This is a genomic window from Haliea sp. E17 (assembly GCF_048323675.1).
In the GTDB taxonomy this organism is placed as follows: Bacteria; Pseudomonadota; Gammaproteobacteria; order Pseudomonadales; family Halieaceae; genus Mangrovimicrobium.
In genome coordinates, this window is the sequence record NZ_JBLWFK010000005.1 from 557,681 (window position 1) to 577,032 (window position 19,352).

Below are 19,352 nucleotides of genomic sequence, written 5' to 3' on the forward strand. Positions count from 1 at the left end.
TTGATTATCCTGGTGCCGGGCCTAAGCGATAAAGCCGATAGCGGATCGCACTTTGCGGGAGTGCCAGTAAGCTAGCGATCCCGCTCCACGATATAGCGCGCCAACTCCCGCAAGTGGTCCGCGGAATCCCCGAAACCTTCCAGCGCCGCCAGCGCCTGTTCGAGCAGGTTCCGGGCCTCCGCCTTGGCCCCTTCCAGTCCCAACAACCTCACATAGGTGGGCTTGTTGGCCTCGTGGTCCTTGCCGGCAGTCTTGCCGAGGGTGGCCGAATCCCCTTCCACATCGAGAATGTCGTCGACCACCTGGAAGGCCAGGCCAATGTGCCGGCCATAGCTGTCCAGTGCCGCGAGTTGCTCCTCCGAGGCGTTGGCGGCAATGCCTCCCAGCGCCAGGGAGGCGCGAATCAGGGCCCCGGTTTTCATCTCGTGCATGGCCTTGAGGTCCTCGAGGCTCATGTCCGAGTTGGTCGCCTGGATATCGATATACTGCCCGCCGACCATGCCCGCAAAACCCGAAGCCTCCGCTAACACCTTGATCATACGGACTTTTTGTTCGGCAGAGAGGTCCGGCGCATCGGCGATCAACTCGAAGGCCCGGGCCTGCAGACCGTCGCCGACGAGGATGGCGGTGGCTTCGTCGAAGGCCTTGTGGAGGGAGGGACGGCCCCTGCGCATGTCGTCGTCGTCCATGGCGGGGAGGTCGTCGTGGATTAGGGAGTAGGTGTGGATAAGCTCGAGAGCCGCGGCGGGCTGCGATACGCTGGCGGCATTGTCCGACACCGCCGCAGCGGCAGTGATCGCCAGTACCGGCCTTATCCGCTTACCGGTGTCACCCAGGGCGAATGCGCAAATGTCTTCCAAGGCATTCGGGTATGCGGGGCCGACCTCCAGGTGGCTGGCGACCCGGCGCCGGCATTCCTGCAGAAATGTAGCGAGAGCGTCGTTCATGCTCAGCTGGCGCTATCATCGGTTGTGCCGGTTTCGGTCAGCATCTGTACCCGTTGCTCGGCCTTCGCCAGGTCTTCCTGGGCGGCCCTTATCAGTTTTATCCCCTCTTCGAAACTGACCAGGGACTCTTCCAGCGACTGGTCCTGGGACTCCAGCCCGGCAACCAGTTTCTCGATTTGCTGGATCTTGGCGGCGAGACTGTCTGCTGGAGTTTTCATGCGGATGACCCTGGATATGGCGGTGGCAGTTCAGTGGACGGCAAGTATACCAGCGCCCGGATGAACGTGCCCGATATGGGGTTTGCGCAATCGCGAATACCGGTATTCTCGCCTTTCCAGTAGATTTTCTGCCGTACATGTGTTGTGAGCTGTTATCATCCCGGCAGTCTGAGACCATTTCCATAAAGCAAGAATCGTCTATGAAGGCAGTAATCCTGGCGGGGGGGCTGGGCACTCGATTGAGTGAGGAAACGCACCTCCGGCCAAAGCCCATGATCGAGATCGGCGGCAAGCCGATTCTCTGGCACATCATGAAAATGTACTCGGCCCACGGCGTAAACGACTTCGTGGTCTGTTGCGGGTACAAGGGCTATGTCATCAAGGAGTACTTCGCCAACTATTTCCTGCACATGTCCGATGTCACGTTCGACATGGTCAACAATGAGATGCAGGTGCACCAGCAGAATGTCGAGCCCTGGCGCGTCACGCTGGTGGATACCGGCGAGGACACCCTGACCGGCGGGCGCCTGAAGCGCGTCCAGCAGTACATCCTCGACGAGGAAGCGTTTTGCTTCACCTATGGAGACGGCGTCAGCGACGTCGACATAGGCGCACTGCTGAAATTTCACGCGGACCACGGCCGGCTTGCGTCGGTGACTGCAGTGTCCCCCCCGGGGCGGTATGGGGCCCTGGAATTGGACGGCGACACAGTGGCCGGCTTTACCGAAAAACCCAGGGGGGATGGCGGCCTCATCAACGGCGGCTTTTTTGTGCTCTCCCCGAAGTGCCTCGACTTTATAGACGGCGACAAGTCCAGCTGGGAAGGGCAGCCCCTGCGGGAACTCTCCTCCAATGGCCAATTGATGGCCTACGAGCACCGCGGCTTCTGGCAGCCAATGGACACACTGCGGGATAAAAATATGCTGGAGGATCTCTGGCTCTCCAATAAAGCGCCGTGGAAGACCTGGTGAGTATCCCCGATCCCGTGTTCTGGCGGGACAAGCGCGTCCTGCTGACAGGACACACGGGTTTCAAGGGTTCCTGGCTGACGTTGTGGCTCAGTGAATTGGGAGCAAAAGTCAGCGGAATAAGCCTCGCACCGGTTGGCGAGCCAAACCTGTTCTCCCTGGCACAGCTTGAGAGCGCCTGTACCAGCCATATCGCAGACATTCGCGATTCGCATCGATTGCAAGAGCTCGCAGCCGCCTGCCAGCCCGAGATAGTCATCCACATGGCGGCCCAGCCACTGGTGCGGGCCAGCTACGAACTTGCCGCAGAAACCTTCGCCGTCAACGTGATGGGCACAGTAAACCTGCTGGAAAGCCTCAAGCCATTGGATAGTTTGAGATCGGTAGTCATTGTGACTACCGACAAGGTCTATCGAAACCTGTCTGCAGCGCAGCCGTTTCGGGAGGACGACCCGCTGGGTGGCCATGACCCTTACAGTGCCAGCAAGGCAGCATGCGAACTGGTGGCCGCGAGCTATCGGGATTCCTTTTTCCGGAAGAGAGGAGTTGACGTCGTAACCGCCAGGGCGGGGAATGTCATCGGCGGTGGCGATTGGGCCGAGGACAGGCTGGTACCGGACATGGTTCGCGCCTGGCAGGCTGGACAGGCCCTGTCGATACGATACCCCCGGGCAGTGCGACCCTGGCAGCACGTTCTCGAGCCCTTGTCAGCATACCTGCGACTGGCTGAAGCGACGTGGCAGGGAGCGGCGCAACACCATGCCTACAATTTTGGCCCGGAAACTGCGTCGGCAGTCAGTGTTTCCGAGTTTGTTGAAATGGGTCGCGGCCTGTGGCCGGGAGCGGAGGCAGTCTACAGCGCCGGAGAGGATAAGCTGGCTGAGGCATCCTGGCTGCAGCTGGACAGCTCCAGGGCGGCGCAGGACCTGGGTGTCACGCCTGCCTGGTCACTGCCCCAGGCGCTGGAAAAGACGCTCTCCTGGTACAGGAAGCAGCACGACGGTTTGCAGGCGCGCGAGTTGTGCATGCACGATATCCACTCCTACACGATGCAAGCATGAGTCGTTTCGTTTCAAGGGAACTGCCGCTGAGTGGGCTGATGGAGCTCACCCGGCAAAAAATAGGTGATGAGCGGGGGTATTTGCAAAGGGTGTTCTGTTCGGATGAGCTGGCAGGCTTCGGCTGGCCCGGGCCGGTCGCCCAGGTGAACCATACCTATACCGCGAGGCTCGGCACCGTGCGTGGAATGCATTTCCAGCGAGAGCCGTATGCAGACGCCAAACTCGTCAGTGTACTGCGTGGCCAGGTGTGGGATGTCGCAGTGGATTTGCGGCAGGACTCCGCTACCTACCTTGACTGGTATGGTGTGCTGCTCTGCGCCGAGCGAAACAATGCCCTTCTGCTCCCGGCTGGTTTCGCCCACGGTTTCCAGACACTGACAGACGATGTCGAGTTGATCTACTGTCACTCGAAAGCCTACGCCCCGGAATTCGAGGACGGACTGAACCCCCTCGACAGGCGGCTATCAATAAACTGGCCGGTCGACATCACCGTGATGTCAGAGCGCGACTCCAGCCACCCGGAAATCGGCGCGCCCGCAGAAGGTGATAATTCATGAAGTGCCGGGCCTGTTCAGCCGAATTGACACTCAAGTTTCTCGATCTCGGGTTTGCGCCTCCATCCAATGCCTACCTGTCTGCAAGCGACCTGAATCGCCCGGAGAAATACTACCCGCTCAGGGTCTGGACGTGTACGCACTGCTGGCTGGTGCAGACCGAGGATTACGCTGATGCAGAGGAGCTGTTCAGCAGTGACTACGCCTACTTTTCCAGCACTTCCTCGACCTGGCTGGAGCATGCCCAGCGCTATTGCCGGCAGATCATTCCCGCGCTGGGACTGACCTCCGACAGTTTTGTCGTCGAGGTGGCGTCGAACGACGGTTATCTTCTCAGGAACATGGTGGCGGCGGGGATTCCATGTCTTGGCATTGAACCGACGCAGAGTACTGCAGAAGCCGCGCAGGCCCTGGGCATCCCCGTATTACGGGAGTTTTTCGGTGAGAGACTTGCCGCAAGACTGAGGGAAGAGGGCAGGGCTGCGGACCTGGTCATTGCAAACAATGTCCTGGCGCACGTACCTGATATCGTGGATTTCTGTCGCGGGCTGAAGGTTGTGCTGGCCGCCGAGGGCTGCGTAACGATCGAGTTCCCGCATTTGTCCAACCTGATCGAGCATACCCAGTTCGATACCGTCTACCATGAGCATTTCTCCTATCTCTCGCTGACTGCCGTCTCCCGGATATTTGCAGGGGTCGGCTTGCGCATCTACGACGTCGAGCAGGTGAGCTCCCACGGTGGGAGCCTTCGCGTCTTTGCCTGTCACCAGGAGAGCTCGCGCCGGCAAGAGGCTGCTGTAGCTTCCCTGCTGGCTGCCGAGACCGCTGCCGGGTTGGAAGAGGAGGCAACATACCGGTCATTCCAGCCTCGCGTCGATCGTATCAAGAACTCGCTGCTGGAGTTTCTCATCCGGTCCGCACGCGAAGGGAAAAAAGTCGCCGCCTATGGTGCCGCCGCCAAGGGTAATACCTTGCTGAACTATGCCGGGGTGAGGCCCGATCTGCTCGAGTTTGTATGTGATGCCGCCCCGCCCAAACAGGGGAAATTCCTTCCCGGCAGCCACATTCCCATTTTTCCACCGGATAAACTGCTGCAGGAGAAGCCCGACTACGTGATGGTCATGCCCTGGAACATCTCCGACGAAATCGTGCAGCAGAACGCTGGCCTGGTTGAGCAGGACGTGCAGTTTTTCACGGCTGTGCCGGAGTTGAAGTTCCTGTGAACGGTCCGGTTCTGCTGACTGGCGCGACGGGATTTGTCGGCCGACAACTCTATCGTCTGGCACTTCAGCGGAACATGGAGGTCAGGCTGGTCCTGCGCAGGAATGACGGACCTGGGGCGGATGTTGTCGGAGACGCTGCGGTATCGGTAGTGTACACCGACGACCTGTTCCAGGAATCCGGGCAGTGGTGGCGGGAAGCCTGTGACGGGGTGGATACTGTCATACACCCGGCCTGGTTTGCCGCGCCGGGTGAATACCTCCATTCGCCCCTGAATGTCGAATGCCTCGAGGGAACACTGCGATTCGCAAAAGGTGCCCAGGCGGCGGGAGTCCGCCGGTTCGTCGGTATCGGCTCCTGCCTAGAGTACGATGTCTCTTGCGGTGAACTGGGCAGTGATACGCCGCTGCTTCCCGCGAGCGTGTACGCCGGTTGCAAGGCAGCGACCTATCTGGCTCTGTCGACATTTTTCGACCAGATGGGCGTGGAGTTCCTCTGGTGCAGGCTGTTTTACCTCTATGGTGAAGGCGAGGATGAGCGCCGTCTGGTTCCCTATTTACGCAAGCAGTTTTCCCTAGGCAAGTCGGCAGTGATCCGCAATTCCGGACTGGTAAGAGACTATCTGGACGTGGCTGTTGCAGGGGAAATGATCATGGATGCCGCCGATAGTGATTTGACTGGTGCGATCAATGTCTGCTCGGGAAAGGCTACCTCAATCGGGGAGCTGGCTGAATCCATCGCCAGCGAATATCAATGCCGTGAACTGCTGCAATTTGCCCCGCCATTGCCCGACTCCGTAGAGCCTCCAGTCATCGTAGGGAAGAGATAGGATAATCTGCATGGGCACGCGTGCTTACAGGGAAGTGTACAGGGAGGAGTCCTTGCCGCTGTTCCAAAATCGTGTCTATGCATCCCCCGAGGATGCGGTCTCATGTCCTAGGGGGGATGTGGTTCTAGTTGAGTGCCAGGAGACCGGGCTGGTTTTCAACGCCGCTTTTCAGCCCGAGGCGATGGTCTATGACGCGGAGTACCAGAACGAGCAGGCGCTGAGTCCTGCGTTTCGCGCTCACCTGGAATTCGTGAAAGATCTTACCAAGCGGAAGATGGGGAAGAGCAGCCTGGTCGAGATCGGCTGCGGGAAAGCCTATTTCTTGGAAATGCTCCAGCAGGTCGGGTTTGGGGTGCGGGGATATGATCCGACGTACGAGGGCGATAATCCGCTTGTCAGCAAGCGAAATTTCACTGCAGCGGACGGCGCCGGTGCCTCCGGGTTCATCCTGCGGCATGTACTCGAACACATTGCATCTCCCTATCAATTCCTGCGCGAGTTGAGGGATTCCGTCAGTAAGCCAACGCGTATCTATATCGAAGTGCCGTGTTTCGACTGGATCATTCGCCACGGGGCCTGGTTCGATATTTTCTACGAGCACGTCAACTACTTTCGCCTGTCGGATTTTCATCGCATGTTTGGCACGGTAATCGATTCCGGCGTGAGCTTCGGTGGCCAGTACCTTTATGTCGTCGCCGACCTGACATCGTTGCGGCCACCGGTCTTCGATGTCGCCGATTCGGTCGAGATTCCAGCTTCGTTTTCCAGTTGGAAGAGTCGCCCGGAATTTGATGCGAGCGGGTCGGCTATCGTCTGGGGCGGTTCCTCCAAGGGGGTAATATTCTCTCTGCTGATGCAGCGACTGGGTAGAAAAATCCAGTTTGTGGTCGACATAAATCCTGAAAAGCAGGGAAAATATCTGCCGGCATCGGGCCTTCCCGTGGTGTCGCCGGAGACGATGTTGATGTCAGTTGAAAAGGGTTCGACGGTGTTTGTCATGAACACCAACTACCTTGAAGAGATTAAAATGATGTCATCCGGGGCCTTTCGGTACGTGGGAGTGGACTGCGGATAATTCAGTTCTGATCGGCGATCCGGCCAGACTAATCAGGAGAAACCAGTGATCGAGCCAGAAGCCCTGGAAAGTATGGTAAAGGACCAGTTGCTGGCAGTTGAGGCGAGCAGGCTGTTCAATCATCTGTCCAGTTACAAGTACTCATATCACTTCACCAGCCTGGGCCGACCGATAATCCAGTTCCCGCAGGACATGGTCGCCATGCAGGAAATCATCTGGGAAGTGCGGCCGGACCTGATCATCGAGACGGGGATCGCTCACGGTGGCTCGCTGGTGATGAACGCGTCGATGCTGGCGCTGCTCGACCTGTGTGATGCACTGGAAGAAGGCCGGGTGCTCGACCCGGCAAACTCGGGGCGAAAAGTCCTTGGGATCGATATCGATATACGCTCCCATAACAGGACGGCTATCGAAAGCCACCCGATGTCCTCGCGTATCGAGATGATCGAGGGGTCGAGTATCGATGAAGCGGTGGCGGTGAAGGTGCGGGAGTTTGCTGCGCCGTACAAGCGAATCCTGGTTTGCCTGGACTCCAATCACACCCACGAGCATGTCGCGGCGGAGTTGGAAATCTACTCTCCCCTGACCACGGTGGGAAGTTACTGTGTCGTTTTTGATACGGTTGTCGAGGACATGCCCAAGTCGCTGTTTCCCGACCGTCCGTGGGGGCCCGGTGATAACCCGAAGACAGCGGTTTACGAATTCCTCGAAAATAATACTGATTTTGAAATCGACAAGACCATTCACCAGAAACTGATGCTGAGCGTGGCGCCTGACGGCTACCTGAAGCGAGTGCGGTAGTACGCATCGCTCCGGGAAAATCCCGCGCGATGCGAGGAAGCCCTGTGATGCCTGTCAGCTGTCATCATGGTTGCTACAGCCCGTATGAAGACAAATGCTGAAACATAACCTGACAGCCAACTTCATCGGGCGCGGATGGTCCATCCTGATGGGTATCGCGTTCGTACCCATCTACATCAAGTACCTGGGAATCGAGTCGTACGGGCTTATCGGCCTGTATGCGGTTCTGCAGGCCTGGCTGGCTCTGCTGGACCTCGGGATATCGCCGACGATGATCCGGGAAATGGGCCGACTGAAGGGCGGCGGTATTGCCGGTAGCTACATAAGGGACTTGCTGCGCAGTTTCGAGGCCATCGTCCTGCTGATCGCGGTGCTCATCTCCACGGCGATATTTTGTGTGTCGGACTGGCTGGCCATCGATTGGGTGACGACCGTCGAGCTGGAGCAGGATGTCGTCGCCCAGTCTTTTGCGATCATGGGATGTATCACATCCCTGCAGTTCATCAATGCGTTTTATCGCGGTTGCCTGACGGGAATGCAGCGACAGGTCTTGTTGAACACCGTGGACATCGTGTCGTCCACGCTTCGCGGTGTTGGCTCGGTTTGTGTGCTGGTATTCCTGTCGCCGACGCTGCATGCATTTTTTATATGGCAGGCGTTGGTCGTGCTCGCCAACCTGTTGGTCATGTCGCGCCTGACCTATGCAAATTTGCCGCAGGCGGAGCGGGCCGGACGATTCTCCCTCGAAGCGCTGCACAGCGTCAGGAAATACGCGGCCGGTATGTTCGGTATTACTTTCCTGAGTCTCCTGCTGACCCAGATGGACAAGCTGATTCTTTCCAAAATGCTTCCCCTTTCCGAATACGGTTATTACACGCTGGCGTTTATCGTCGCCAGCGGTCTCCGGTCATTCGTGTCGCCGATTGCAAACGCGTGGTACCCAAGGCTGGTCGAGTTGTACCAGGCTGAAAATTCAGAGGGATTCGTACGCGCATACCACGAAGGCGCCCAACTGGTCAGCGTACTGGTTGGAAGCTTCGGGCTGGTTATGGTGATCTGTGCAAGGCCGATACTCGAGCTCTGGACACAGGATGACGTGCTGACCGAGCGCTCTTACCTACTGGTATGCCTGCTGGTCATCGGGAATGTCCTGAACGGGCTGATGACCATTCCCTATTACGCCCAACTGGCCTACGGCTGGACCGGATATGCGTTGCGAGTCAACTTGGTGTCTGTGCTTGTGCTGGTTCCTGCGCTTGTCCTGGTTGTTCCCCATTTCGGTGCGAGCGGGGCGGCCAGTATCTGGATCTTGCTGAACACGGGCTACCTGCTGGTTTCGGTGCAATACATGTATGCGAGGATGCTGAAGGCCGAGAGATGGACATGGTACCGGGATGACATCCTGCGGCCGCTACTGCCCGGGGCCCTGGCCGCCCTAGTCTTGTATTTCTGGTTTCCCGCGGGCGACTCGATGTGGTGGGAGATAGCGTACATCGTTACTGCGATCGTAGTGGTGACCACGGCTAGTCTTTCCGGGGCCACGCGAATCCGCGCACGCGTCTTAGCGGCGATCAGGTCCGGCGGATGAGCGGCGAAGGGGCCAGTGCAATGCCGTTAGTCACGGTAGCAATACCCGTCTTCAACGAGCAGGAGTTTTTGCGCGAGGCCCTGGGCTCCCTGCTGGCACAACGCCTGTCAGACCTGCAAATCATGGTCTGCGACAACTGCTCGACCGACCAGACGTACAGTATCGCCCAGGAGTGCCAGGCCAGGGACGCGCGGGTGAAGGTGATACGGCACGCACAAAACATCGGTGCCGTAGAGAACTTCAAATTTTGTCTGGGCATGATCGAGACGAAGTATTTTGTCTGGATGGGTGGGCACGACGTTTTTTCCGAGGATTACCTGGCAGCGGCAGTCGACTGCCTGGAGCGAAATCCCGCTGCAGTAATGGCCTATCCGCGCGATGCGGTATTTATCGGCAGGGATGGCGAAGTTATTGGCCGCGATGCATGTTCCGCCATCGACTCGGCCGGTGTGGCGTCTCCCGTGGAGCGCCTGGCGATTGTCGTGCGCGGCCTGAAATATTGCACGAATATCCATGGCGTCTTCCGAACCCCCATCGCCAGGCGCCTTCCCTTCGAGAGGGTCATAGGCCCGGACAACCTCCAACTGGCCGCAACAGCGCTGTACGGGGAGATCCGTGCGCTCGATATCGTGGGCATATACCGCAGGGAAGCCAGGTGGGAGTCCAGTGAGGAGATTCATAACCGTCGGGTCGAGGGCGGAATCTACAACGAGGCGTGGTACGACCCGCTGTTGCTGCTGATATGGAAGCACATAGCGCTCGTGCTCAGGTCCGAAGAATTGAAGTTATCGGACAAACTCAGGTTCTGCCTGTTGGCGCCGCGGCTGTTCCGCTGGTATCGACCGATGAAAAGGACCTTGCGTTCAGCGGTTAAGCGGCTGGGTGGTCGGCGATAGCGGCTGGGGTTTCGCGCCCGGCCCGCAAACCGGGCCAACCGGCTTTCTACTGTCGGAGTTTATTCAGGCCGGGAGTATTCGCCGCGCCATCCTTACAAGGTTGGACCTCGCGGCAATGAAGTCCCCTCGCGCCGCGAGTTGGCAGATTACTGCGAATACCTGTCCCTCGGACAGGCACCCATACGCCTGCAACTGGGCCTTCAGCCTCAGGCCCTGGGTTTTTGTCAGCTCCCCGGATGCGAGAATAATCTCATAGGCCCTTTCGATCGCCCCGGCTTTGCTGGTGGAGATGCGTTCCGACTCGTGGCTTGTGTCTATGATGTAGCTCTCGTTGTCCAGTGACGCCACGTTTCCCTTTTTCAGCAATCGCAGGAACAATTCCAGATCCTGCCATGCGGGCATTTTTTCGTCGAACAGCCCGGCGTCGAGTAAATCCGCCTTCCGGCAAAATACCTGCGAGCCGATAAAGTTCCTGATAAACAGCATATCCCGGGTAATGGTCGGGCCGGAGTCGATCCTGATGAACCTTGTCTCTGACACTTTTTGCAGCCTGCTGGTAGTCAGGCCGACGATGCCAGTGCTAAGGAGATGGCGGTTTTTAACAAAATCCTCGATTCGGCACTTGGTGAAATAGTCGTCGTCATCCAGCCCTGTTATGTACTGGCCTGAAGCGGCCCGGATCGCACGGTTCCTGCAGGCCGGAGCCCCGCTGCTGGTCTCGTTGCGCAGAAGATTTATCCTATCGTCGCTTTGCGAGAGACACTCCAACACCGCTTGTGTATTATCGGTCGAGCCGTCGTTTACTACAAAGATTTCCAGGTTTTGGTATGTTTGATCCAGTACGGACAGCACCGCTCTGCGCGCAAGCTCGGCCCGGTTTCGGGTGGGAATGTATATGCTCACCTTTGGAGAGTCTTCTTCCACTGTCGTTGCTCCGACTGTATTCCGGGCGCAGATAATCCAGTCGCCAGTGTATTCCTTGCCGATCGAATTGGAATAGCAGAGTGAACTTTGTCGAGAAAAATGAGGAGCCCCGGGAGCAGGAACTGATCAGCGTGGTGCTCGCGGCCTATAACTGCGAAAGCTATGTGGGCGAAGCGATCGATTCGATACTCGGCCAAAGCTATTCCAGCATAGAGCTCCTGGTTGCCGACGATGCGTCGACAGATAGAACCCGGGCCGTCATCGACGCCTATTCCGATCCCAGGATTCGTCGCTGCCACAACGACCAGAACCTGGGGTATTTGCGGACGGCCAACAAGCTCATGGCTCAGGCGACAGGCGACTTTATCTGCTTCCAGGATGCGGACGACTGGTCCTCCGCGGACCGGCTCGAAGCGCAGTTGGCTTTTATTCGGGAGCACCACCTCGATGCCTGTGGCACCGGCATCAGCTTTGTCGACCCGGAAGGTAATGTCCAGGAAGAAAAAATCTATCCACGGGACCAGGCGGTAATACTCGAAAACGAGCTGCGGATTGACCAGAGTATTTCCTACGGCAGTATCATGTTCTCCCGGGCTGTATACGAGGCTGTCGGCGGTTACCGTGAGTTTTTTGCATTCGGTGTAGAAGACTACGACTGGGGTATGAGGGTGATCCAGAAGTTCAGGTTCATGAACCTCCAGAAAATCTGCTACTTCTATCGGTATTTGCCTGGTTCCATAACGTCGTCCGTCAACATACTCAAACAAAAGTCAAGCTTGCGCCTGGCCAACGAGTTGGCGAAGGAGAGATCAGGCGGGAACCTGGATCAGCTGGAATTGGGCATGTCGGACAGCGTCAAAAAGCGATGGGACGACATATTCGCTGAATTAAATCGACATCCGTTGGCAGAAGACATCAACAGGATAAATCGGCTGCTGCGTCGCCACGCAAGGAAAGAGGGCATCGACGTTTGCCTCCAGGCCATGAAAAAGGATGTGGGCTTTTCCCCGAAGTTGACGATCGTCGCTTTGACCCTCTTGAAGTTGACAATTGGCATGAAAAACTACGAGCGCATCAAGTGGAAATAGTCCAGCGAACCAAAGAGCTCATTGGGTTTCTGCTGAGTGTTGTGGGCGAGGGCACTTCACGGTGAGTGGGTTTGGCAGCATGGCCAGAGAATTGTATGGTCGCGTTCTGGCAGCGATTTTCCTGCCGTTCCTCATTATGTCACGGCAACGCAGGGGGGGAGCAGCCTGCTGGTTGATAGGTGAAAACCAGGGCGAATGCCTCGATGACAATGGCTATGCATTTTATCGCTACTGCCGAGACCGCCACCCGGAAGAGCCGGTCTATTTCCTGGTGAAGCGCTCCTCGGCGAACTTCGAGCGGCTATTCCGCGACGACCCCAACGCCGTGCTGTATGGTTCCTGGCGGCATATGCGTCTGTTTTTACAGGCCAGCCTCATGTTCTATACCCATACTTACCGTGACCTGATGTATCGCAGGTTTTTTGAGATTTACGGCCGGCGGCGGGGCCTGGTGTATCTGCACCACGGGACTCTCGCCTTCAAGAAGTTCGATGCCTTTTATCAGCGTAACAGGAATATCATGCGCCTGTTTACTGTGGGCAGTGAGCTTGAGCGGCGGATGCTCGTCGAGCAGGCCGGTGTGGACGAATTCCGCGTCAGGGTTACCGGTTACGCCCGTACAGACTTGCTGAAGTTGAAGGCGACAAATACTGCGCGGCAGATTTTGTTCGTCCCCACACACAGGCGACACCTTGCCGGTAGTGAGCTCCGTGAATTTCGCGCCGAGCTGCAGTCCCTGCTCGATGACCCGGATCTGCTCTGCCTGCTGGAAAAGCACGATGTGGTGCTGAAGGTGTATCTGCATGCCCACTCGCAAAAAGTGATGGCGCTTCCCCGGTCGCCAGCCGCGAAGATCCATGTTGTAAAGCAAGGGGAGGAGAGCCTCAGGGACCTTATCTGTGAGAGCATGCTCATGGTGACCGACTATTCGAGTGTGTGCTGGGACTTTATGTCCCTGGGCAAACCAGTCCTGTTCTACCGGTTCGACCTTGCGAGCTATCAATCCGCCCGTGATGCTTATATCGATTTACGCGATTCCACTTATGGTGAGATTGCCTACGAGCGCGGTGAACTTCTCCGTCTTATCGAAGGGCGGCTGGAGTCGGGCGTTCAGGGAGTGCAACTGCCGGCCACGGCTATACCGCGATCTTCAACCGAACGGTTCGGGAACTGCGCGCGAATTTACAAGCTGGCAAGGGAGCTTCACGAATGTCCTGTTTGATTCTGCTAGCTGCAGTGTCCACCGACGGGGAGGTGCGTGGTGAAGACCGCTAGGGTCCTCTGGCTGTGCAAGGCACGTTACATGAATCATGATGTGATTCAGGATCGCTATGCGCGGCTATTTGAGCTTCCCCAGGGCCTCTCCGTCCGCTGTGAGACACATGGACTTTGCCTGGATTATCGCCTGACCAGTCCGGCGCCCACGCCGGCGGATCTCGCCGGCCACTGGCGGCGTATCAATATTCCGCGAACACTTTTCTTCGGCTGGTTGGTTCAGGCTATTGTGCTCCTCCGGAGACTTCGGCCGGAGGTTCTTGTCGCCAGTTCCGATTGTCTTTGCGTAGTTCTGGGTTATGGTTTCTCGCGGCTGGTGGGGGCTCGCTTTTTCGCCGACCTTTACGATGAGTACGATACCTTTGGGCTGTCGAAGATACCGGGGCTACGCAGCCTGTACCGCAGGGCACTGGTACGGGCCGACGGTCTGGTCGCGGTGAGTGAAACCCTGGGGGAAGACCTGCGCCAGCAGTACCCGGGCAAGCCTGTGATGGTGCTCGAAAGCACCATAGACGCCGCTCTCTTCTACCCGCGAGACAAGGCCGCCAGCAGGCACGAGTTGGGGCTGGACAAATTCCAGGGCAAGAAGCTGGTGGGTGCGTGTGGCGGCCTCAACCAATTTCACGGTGCGGATATCGTCTTTGAGGCATTTCGCCAGATAACGAGAGATGACCCCGGAATTGTCTGCGTAGTCGCGGGAAAGCTTTACGACGACTGCCCCCTGCCGGAGAGTGAAAATATCATCTATCTCGGCATGCTACCCCACACGCAGATGCCGAGCTTTTACAGTGCGATGGACGTGGTCGTTGTGCCGCTTTCAAACACCCGCTTCGGGTATTACGCCTTCCCGCAGAAGGCCTATGAGGTGCTGGCCTGCCGTGCTCCGGCAGCCGCTGCGGATGTGGGGGCCCTGGGAAAGCTGTTCGAGGCCGTACCGCGGATCAAATACGACCCCGAATCATCCAGCGACCTGGCACGTGTGATCGTGGCCCAGGCAGATGAACACGTTTTGCTCGAAGTCGACATTCCGACCTGGGCGGACCAGGCGGTGCGCCTGGGCGCTTTCATCGGGATTCAGGCATCGGCAGATCGTGGTGAGGCGTATTCGTCAAATACCGCCTGAAAACGCGCGCTGACCACTCGCCAATCGAAATCCTGCTGGACGGTTTTCCGGCCTTCCTGGCCCAGGGCAAGGCACGTGTCGGCGTCGGCCAGCAGCGAGTTGATCGCCAGGGCCAACGATTGTGGGTCACGTTGCGGCACCAGCCGGCCATTGCAGCCGTCCTCGATGAGGTCGCGCGCCCCCGGGTAATCGGACACGATCGTCGTGCACTCGCAGGCCATCACTTCCATGACCGCGACCGGTGCGCCCTCCTGGTCTCCATTGTCCGTAACCACTGACGGAACTACCGCGATACGGGCTTCTTGCAGCTTTGCCGGTATGGCGGTGTTTGGGATCGATCCCAGGAAATGCACTGTTGCCTGAAGGCCAAGCCGGTGCACCAACTGCTCGAGCTCCCCGCGCAAAGGGCCATCGCCAATAATGTCGAGTCTGGCATCGGAGTGTTGTTGCCGCACCGCGGGCATGGCCTGCAAGAGGTACTCGACACCTTTCTTGTCCACCAGTCGCCCGACGAAAATCAAACCCTCCCGCCGTGCGCCCCTGGGTGGGGGCACGAAGGTGTTCTGCGCATCAACCCCCATAGGAATGACACTGACCTTGCCCGCAGGCACGCCAAGCCCAATAGCCTTGTCACGCATTGCGCTACTCACCACGGTCAGGTGCTGCGCATGCCGCACAATCAAGTGCTTCAGGCGGGAAAACACCGGCCCTTTCAGCGCAAACAGGTCGCCGCCGTGGGAGGTAACCACCAGCGGCGTTTTTCTGCGAACCAATGCGCGTGCCAGCAAGGCAACGAATGCCTGGGGAATCACCCAGTGGGCATGAATCACATCATAGTCATTCCGCCGCAGCAGCCTGCACACCAACCAGAGCTGGCTGGCCAGGAAAAAGGGAATCAGCAGGGCAAGTAAAGGTTGCCGGCGAAGGTTGGGCAAAATGCCACCTTCATAAGCCAGCCGCTCCCATTGCTGCGGGAAATAACGGTAGCGATACACCTCCAGGGGGCCCATCTGCTCGCGGACTTTGGCCCCGGCAAAATGGGGCGTGACGACGTCGATGGTGTTGTTTTCCGCCAGGTAGTTGCACAGGTTCTGGACGAAGGCCGGCTCGGTATCGTCCGGCCAGCGGGGGAACGTGGAAGTGAGTACCAGCAGGCGCATTCCGGAAACGCCTAGCGCCCGGCCAGTGTGGCGTGGGCAATAATGCCGTCTCCCCAGTCCCTGCTGTAGAAACTGCGCTGCAGGGACTTGAAGGGCAGGAAGGGCGCCTCTCCGCTCGCGCGTATCAGCTTGCGTGCTGTGCTCCCGCGGGAATAGCTGCTGCGCTGGCTGCGTTCGGCGGCGCTCTCCTCGTTCGAGGCGGCTTCATTACGGACGATCCGGTCGCCGAGCTTGCGGGTCATTTCGGTGATGGGGAAGCCGTAATTGATCATCTGGATATCGGTAAAGCCGGTGCTCTCCAGCAGGCGCCTGAGCTGTTGGCGCTCGTAGCGCCGCAGGTGCCCGACGACGGTGTCCGAGGGGCCGAACTTGCGTTGGTGGGCGGGTACTGAAAGCAGGATCTTGCCGCCGGGGCGCAGGTATTGCGCCCACTGCTGCAGTGCCGCCCGATCGTCTTCAATATGTTCGAGAACCTCGAAAGTAAGCAGGTAGTCGAACGTTGTAGTGCCAAGTTCTTGAAGGGAATCAAGAACCTGGATGCGCTCCGGGTAGCTGGCAAGGTTGCGCCTGATGCCCTCGCGGGCGGTCTGGCTGAGTTCGTAGCAGGCCCCGTGGTAACCCCGCTCGAGGAATTTCCGGGTCATGTAACCGGTGCCGGCGCCGGTTTCCAGAAAGGAGCCCGGTTGCCAGGCGGCGACAACATCGTCTATGGCGCTTTCCCGCAGTATGAGCTTGGGTTGTCTTGCCATTACCGCGTTGGTCCCCTGTTTGATTCTTATAGTTGTGTTAACGATGTGGTGTTTCGTAGGTTGCCACTTTTATTGGCTGAACCGTTGAGGTATCTGCTGGTCTTGGGGCGATCCGGCGGTTGACGGCAGCAATGATGCCATCGGTATCCAGGCCGGCTTCTGTCAGCAGTCCGCTGTGGGATCCGTGTTCGATAAACGCATCGGGTATGCCGAGGTTGATGATCGCGGGGGCCTGGTGGGAGGCGCCTTCGGCATTCGACAGGGGGTACTCATGATTCAGCAGCTCGTTGATGGCTGATCCCGCACCGCCGGCGACGACGTTTTCCTCCACCGTCACCAGCAGCTCATGATTCGCCGCTGCCTCCAGCACCGCCGCTTCATCCAGCGGCTTGACCCAGCGCATGTCCAGCAACGTTGCCCCCAACTGCTCCGCCGCTTCCCGCGCCGCGGGCAGCAGGGCGCCGAAGTTGAGGATGGCAACCCGGGAACCTTTCAGTTCCGTAACCGCCTTGCCGATTTCCAGCGCGGTCATGGCCTGCGCGATTTCGGCTCCCGGCCCGGTGCCCCGCGGGTAGCGCACTGCGGCCGGCCCGGGATGCTGGTACGCGGTATACAGCAATTGCCGGCACTCATTCTCATCCGAGGGCGCCGCAATCACCATATTCGGAATACAGCGCAGGTAACTGAGGTCAAAGGCCCCGTGGTGGGTCGGCCCGTCCTCGCCGACCAGCCCCGCGCGGTCGATGCCGAAGGTGACATCGAGGTTCTGCAGGGCGACGTCGTGGATCAACTGGTCGTAGCCGCGCTGCAGGAAGGTCGAGTAGATGGCCACGACCGGCTTGAGGCCGTCACAGGCCATGCCGGCGGCCAGGGTTACCGCGTGCTGCTCGGCGATGGCTACATCGTAGTAGCGCTCGGGGTAGCGGGCGGCGAAATCCACCATGCCGGAGCCTTCGCACATGGCGGGGGTGATGCCCACCAGCTTGTCGTCCTGCGCGGCCATGTCGCACAGCCACTGGCCGAACACGTCCTGGTACTTGGGGCCTTTCCTTTTCGGCTGTGCCGGCTGCGGCTTGCGCGGCGTGGCCTCGAGCTTGTTGATGGCGTGGTAGCCCACCGGGTCGTCCTCGGCGGGGCCGAAACCCTTGCCCTTGACGGTGCGGATGTGCAGGAACTGGGGGCCTTCAAGGTCCTTCATATTGTTCAGGGTGCGCACCAGCAGCGGCAGGTCGTGGCCGTCCAGCGGGCCTATATAATGGAAGCCCAGCTCCTCGAACAGGGTGCCGGGGGCGACCATGCCCTTCATGTGTTCTTCGGTGCGCTTGGCCCACTCCCAGAGGAAGCTGAAATGCTCGAGGAAGCGCTTGGAGCGCTCGCGCATGCCGAGGTAGGTCTTGGTGGCCCAGATTTTCGCGAAATAGGTGGCGAGTCCGCCGGTGTTGTGGCCGATGGACATCTGGTTGTCGTTGAGGATCACCAGCATGTCGGGGCGCTCGTGGCCGGCGTGGGCCAGGGCCTCGAAGGCCATGCCGCCGGTGATGGCGCCGTCGCCGATCACGGCGACGACCTTGCGGTCGATGCCCTGCTGGCGGGCGGCCAGCGCCATGCCCATGGCCGCGGAAATACTGGTCGACGAGTGGCCGACGCCAAAGGTGTCGTACTCGCTCTCTGCGCGCTTGGGAAAGCCCGCCAGCCCGCCGGCCTGGCGGATGCTGTGCATCTGCCGCATGCGGCCGGTGAGTATCTTGTGCGGATAGGTCTGGTGGCCCACGTCCCACACCAGCCGGTCATCCGGGGTGTTGAAGACGTGGTGCAGGGCCACGGTGAGTTCCACCACGCCGAGCCCGGCGCCGAAATGCCCGCCGGACTGGCCCACACTGTAGAGCAGGTATTCCCGCAACTCCTGCGCCAGCTGCTGCAGCTGGCGCGAGTCGAGGTCCGCCATGGCGGCGCCCTGGTCGATGGCATCGAGCAGGGGCGTGTGGGGGGCGGCGATGGGCAATTCGGAGATCATGGGCGCATTCTACCCCTAAATGGGGGCGAGTTGGCCTGCCTCAGGGGCCGGTTTTTGGTGGATTTTGCGCTTCGAGGGCGGTTTTGAGCAGCATGGACAGGCGCAGGTAGCCGTGTTCGTTCAGGTTGACCCCGTCGAAGCGGAAATAGGTGGGGTCCGGTTTGCCATCGACAGCGCTGAGCAGGGGGTTGGCGTCGAGTATTGATACCCCTGGCTGGTCTGCGGCCCAGTCGCTCAGCAGGCGGGTCGTTTCCGCGACCTTGGCACGGTCCTCGGGGTGCAGGGGGGTCTGCAAGGGGGCGAAGACGTAGAAGTGCCCTTCCGGGCGAAGTTTCTGGTCGGTTTCCGCCAGTTGCCGGATGCCGTTGAACAGTTCGTCTGCGGCCTTGGCATCGCGAATGTGAAACTCGCTGTCGCCGGGCAGGAACACCAGGGTTTGCGGGCGGTAATAGCCCACCAGTCGCGGGTAGTAATAAAGGATGTCGTCCACGGTGGCATTGCCCAGCCCGCGCATCAAGACCGGCTGGGGAGCCAGCACATTGTCCAGCCCCTCCCAGAGTTTCACCCGGTGGCCGCCGATGATTTCCACCGGCCCATTCGGCAGCGGGGTGCCTTCGTCCTGGCGCTGGTAGGCCGCCATCTCGTCGGCCCAGGCCTCGGGGGAGGCGTTCAGGGAGGCGAGCGTGTCCTGCGACACCAGGTAAACGAGGTGCACGATGGGGACGAACAGCAGCACCAGGCAGATGGCGCGCAGGTGGGTCCATGCAATCATGAAAAGGGCTCCCTTGTGTCCCCAGTTTGGCCCTGTTCCACAAAAACAACCATCTACCGGGGTCCGGGTTGTGAATCGTGTCGCAAGAA

Annotated in this window: 19 protein-coding genes; 12 read left to right on the plus strand and 7 right to left on the minus strand. The window is 59.1% G+C overall.

What is annotated here, in order from left to right:
• Positions 1-71: 71 nt before the first annotated feature.
• Both ACNKU3_RS15965 and xseB read right to left on the minus strand, forming a co-directional pair.
• The gene (locus ACNKU3_RS15965) at positions 72-947 is read right to left on the minus strand and encodes a polyprenyl synthetase family protein (RefSeq protein ID WP_418260508.1); all 876 of its coding nucleotides are present in this window, start codon (positions 945-947) and stop codon (positions 72-74) included.
• A 2-nt stretch (positions 948-949) separates the two neighbouring features.
• Positions 950-1,165 (minus strand): exodeoxyribonuclease VII small subunit, encoded by a 216-nt coding sequence (xseB, locus tag ACNKU3_RS15970; RefSeq protein ID WP_418260509.1) that lies wholly within the window; start codon positions 1,163-1,165, stop codon positions 950-952.
• 200 nt (positions 1,166-1,365) lie between these two features.
• Between xseB and rfbF the strand changes: the two genes are divergently transcribed.
• The 9 genes from rfbF (at position 1,366) to ACNKU3_RS16015 (ending at position 10,158) form a co-directional block, all read left to right on the plus strand.
• On the plus strand, positions 1,366-2,136 hold the full coding sequence (gene rfbF / locus ACNKU3_RS15975) for a glucose-1-phosphate cytidylyltransferase (protein ID WP_418260510.1): 771 nt from the start codon (positions 1,366-1,368) through the stop codon (positions 2,134-2,136).
• Positions 2,133-3,194, plus strand: coding sequence for a CDP-glucose 4,6-dehydratase (rfbG, locus tag ACNKU3_RS15980; RefSeq protein WP_418260511.1), 1,062 nt, complete (start codon positions 2,133-2,135; stop codon positions 3,192-3,194). Before rfbF ends, rfbG begins: the two co-directional genes overlap by 4 nt.
• Positions 3,191-3,751 carry a dTDP-4-dehydrorhamnose 3,5-epimerase family protein gene (locus tag ACNKU3_RS15985; protein WP_418260512.1) on the plus strand — a complete coding sequence of 187 codons (561 nt, stop codon included), beginning with the start codon at positions 3,191-3,193 and terminating at the stop codon, positions 3,749-3,751. Before rfbG ends, ACNKU3_RS15985 begins: the two co-directional genes overlap by 4 nt.
• Positions 3,748-4,971 carry a methyltransferase domain-containing protein gene (locus ACNKU3_RS15990; RefSeq protein ID WP_418260513.1) on the plus strand — a complete coding sequence of 408 codons (1,224 nt, stop codon included), beginning with the start codon at positions 3,748-3,750 and terminating at the stop codon, positions 4,969-4,971. Before ACNKU3_RS15985 ends, ACNKU3_RS15990 begins: the two co-directional genes overlap by 4 nt.
• Positions 4,968-5,798, plus strand: a complete 831-nt coding sequence (locus ACNKU3_RS15995; RefSeq protein ID WP_418260514.1) for an NAD-dependent epimerase/dehydratase family protein — start codon at positions 4,968-4,970, stop codon at positions 5,796-5,798. Before ACNKU3_RS15990 ends, ACNKU3_RS15995 begins: the two co-directional genes overlap by 4 nt.
• 10 nt (positions 5,799-5,808) lie before the next feature.
• Entirely contained in the window at positions 5,809-6,873 is a 1,065-nt protein-coding gene (locus ACNKU3_RS16000; RefSeq protein ID WP_418260515.1) for a class I SAM-dependent methyltransferase, read from the plus strand.
• Between the two features lie 45 nt (positions 6,874-6,918).
• Positions 6,919-7,674: a cephalosporin hydroxylase family protein gene (locus ACNKU3_RS16005; protein WP_418260516.1), complete on the plus strand. Its 756-nt coding sequence runs from the start codon at positions 6,919-6,921 to the stop codon at positions 7,672-7,674.
• Positions 7,675-7,768: 94 nt separating this feature from the next.
• Entirely contained in the window at positions 7,769-9,262 is a 1,494-nt protein-coding gene (locus ACNKU3_RS16010; protein WP_418260517.1) for a lipopolysaccharide biosynthesis protein, read from the plus strand.
• Positions 9,259-10,158: a glycosyltransferase family 2 protein gene (locus tag ACNKU3_RS16015; RefSeq protein WP_418260518.1), complete on the plus strand. Its 900-nt coding sequence runs from the start codon at positions 9,259-9,261 to the stop codon at positions 10,156-10,158. The genes ACNKU3_RS16010 and ACNKU3_RS16015 overlap by 4 nt, the downstream gene beginning before the upstream one ends.
• 63 nt (positions 10,159-10,221) lie before the next feature.
• On the opposite strand, the gene ACNKU3_RS16020 is transcribed toward ACNKU3_RS16015, so the two are convergent.
• The gene (locus tag ACNKU3_RS16020) at positions 10,222-11,082 is read right to left on the minus strand and encodes a glycosyltransferase (protein ID WP_418260519.1); all 861 of its coding nucleotides are present in this window, start codon (positions 11,080-11,082) and stop codon (positions 10,222-10,224) included.
• 80 nt (positions 11,083-11,162) lie between these two features.
• On the opposite strand from ACNKU3_RS16020, the gene ACNKU3_RS16025 reads away from it, so the two are divergent.
• The 3 genes from ACNKU3_RS16025 (at position 11,163) to ACNKU3_RS16035 (ending at position 14,568) form a co-directional block, all read left to right on the plus strand.
• On the plus strand, positions 11,163-12,170 hold the full coding sequence (locus tag ACNKU3_RS16025) for a glycosyltransferase family 2 protein (RefSeq protein WP_418260520.1): 1,008 nt from the start codon (positions 11,163-11,165) through the stop codon (positions 12,168-12,170).
• A 79-nt stretch (positions 12,171-12,249) separates the two neighbouring features.
• On the plus strand, positions 12,250-13,392 hold the full coding sequence (locus ACNKU3_RS16030) for a CDP-glycerol glycerophosphotransferase family protein (protein ID WP_418260521.1): 1,143 nt from the start codon (positions 12,250-12,252) through the stop codon (positions 13,390-13,392).
• A gap of 81 nt (positions 13,393-13,473) precedes the next feature.
• Positions 13,474-14,568 (plus strand): glycosyltransferase, encoded by a 1,095-nt coding sequence (locus ACNKU3_RS16035; protein WP_418260522.1) that lies wholly within the window; start codon positions 13,474-13,476, stop codon positions 14,566-14,568.
• Here the strand turns inward: ACNKU3_RS16035 and ACNKU3_RS16040 are convergent.
• From ACNKU3_RS16040 to ACNKU3_RS16055, 4 genes are read right to left on the minus strand one after another with little or no spacing between them, the layout of a single operon-like run.
• A complete protein-coding gene (locus ACNKU3_RS16040; RefSeq protein ID WP_418260523.1) occupies positions 14,520-15,728 on the minus strand; it encodes a glycosyltransferase in 1,209 nt (402 codons plus the stop codon). The two genes, ACNKU3_RS16035 and ACNKU3_RS16040, sit on opposite strands and share 49 nt — an antisense overlap.
• Before the next feature lie 11 nt (positions 15,729-15,739).
• Positions 15,740-16,477: a class I SAM-dependent methyltransferase gene (locus ACNKU3_RS16045; RefSeq protein WP_418260524.1), complete on the minus strand. Its 738-nt coding sequence runs from the start codon at positions 16,475-16,477 to the stop codon at positions 15,740-15,742.
• A gap of 37 nt (positions 16,478-16,514) precedes the next feature.
• Entirely contained in the window at positions 16,515-18,491 is a 1,977-nt protein-coding gene (gene dxs / locus ACNKU3_RS16050; RefSeq protein WP_418260525.1) for a 1-deoxy-D-xylulose-5-phosphate synthase, read from the minus strand.
• A 40-nt stretch (positions 18,492-18,531) separates the two neighbouring features.
• Entirely contained in the window at positions 18,532-19,263 is a 732-nt protein-coding gene (locus ACNKU3_RS16055) for a hypothetical protein (RefSeq protein ID WP_418260526.1), read from the minus strand.
• Between the last annotated feature and the right edge of the window lie 89 nt (positions 19,264-19,352).

Excerpts from the sequence above, each read along its gene's own strand:
- ACNKU3_RS15965 (WP_418260508.1), bottom strand. The coding sequence starts at position 947 with ATGAACGACGCTCTCGCTACATTTCTGCAGGAATGCCGGCGCCGGGTC.
- xseB (WP_418260509.1), bottom strand. The coding sequence starts at position 1,165 with ATGAAAACTCCAGCAGACAGTCTCGCCGCCAAGATCCAGCAAATCGAG.
- rfbF (WP_418260510.1), top strand. The coding sequence starts at position 1,366 with ATGAAGGCAGTAATCCTGGCGGGGGGGCTGGGCACTCGATTGAGTGAG.
- ACNKU3_RS15985 (WP_418260512.1), top strand. The coding sequence starts at position 3,191 with ATGAGTCGTTTCGTTTCAAGGGAACTGCCGCTGAGTGGGCTGATGGAG.
- ACNKU3_RS15990 (WP_418260513.1), top strand. The coding sequence starts at position 3,748 with ATGAAGTGCCGGGCCTGTTCAGCCGAATTGACACTCAAGTTTCTCGAT.
- ACNKU3_RS16000 (WP_418260515.1), top strand. The coding sequence starts at position 5,809 with ATGGGCACGCGTGCTTACAGGGAAGTGTACAGGGAGGAGTCCTTGCCG.
- ACNKU3_RS16010 (WP_418260517.1), top strand. The coding sequence starts at position 7,769 with ATGCTGAAACATAACCTGACAGCCAACTTCATCGGGCGCGGATGGTCC.
- ACNKU3_RS16015 (WP_418260518.1), top strand. The coding sequence starts at position 9,259 with ATGAGCGGCGAAGGGGCCAGTGCAATGCCGTTAGTCACGGTAGCAATA.
- ACNKU3_RS16030 (WP_418260521.1), top strand. The coding sequence starts at position 12,250 with ATGGCCAGAGAATTGTATGGTCGCGTTCTGGCAGCGATTTTCCTGCCG.
- ACNKU3_RS16035 (WP_418260522.1), top strand. The coding sequence starts at position 13,474 with ATGAATCATGATGTGATTCAGGATCGCTATGCGCGGCTATTTGAGCTT.
- ACNKU3_RS16040 (WP_418260523.1), bottom strand. The coding sequence starts at position 15,728 with ATGCGCCTGCTGGTACTCACTTCCACGTTCCCCCGCTGGCCGGACGAT.
- ACNKU3_RS16045 (WP_418260524.1), bottom strand. The coding sequence starts at position 16,477 with ATGGCAAGACAACCCAAGCTCATACTGCGGGAAAGCGCCATAGACGAT.
- dxs (WP_418260525.1), bottom strand. The coding sequence starts at position 18,491 with ATGATCTCCGAATTGCCCATCGCCGCCCCCCACACGCCCCTGCTCGAT.
- ACNKU3_RS16055 (WP_418260526.1), bottom strand. The coding sequence starts at position 19,263 with ATGATTGCATGGACCCACCTGCGCGCCATCTGCCTGGTGCTGCTGTTC.